A 267-nucleotide genomic window follows, 5' to 3' on the forward strand; every position below is an offset into this window, starting at 1 on the left:
GCATAAAGCGGGTAAGGCGTATCATAAAATTACCAACGCGCATATTTATGAAAACCAGCTTGAGCTAATGCGCGATGTGCAGTTAAAACGCGAGCCATTTGCATCGCCGCAGTTAAAAATTAATCCAAACATTAAATCACTAAACGATATAGAAACCTGGGTAACACGCGATGACTTTGAAGTGACAGGTTATGAGTGTCACGAAGCTATTCAATACCCATTTTCGGTATAACAAAACAGATTAAGGAAAACACCATGAAAGCAGTG

General features: G+C 39.7%; 1 protein-coding gene. It reads left to right on the top strand.

The features are described 5' to 3' along the window. On the top strand, positions 1-232 hold a 232-nt coding region (locus AAEY83_RS15620; RefSeq protein WP_351060397.1), incomplete at its 5' end, for a thymidylate synthase. Between the last annotated feature and the right edge of the window lie 35 nt (positions 233-267).

The sequence above is a fragment of the Psychrobacter sp. TB20-MNA-CIBAN-0197 genome (assembly GCF_040309765.1).
Classification (GTDB): domain Bacteria; phylum Pseudomonadota; class Gammaproteobacteria; order Pseudomonadales; family Moraxellaceae; genus Psychrobacter; species Psychrobacter submarinus.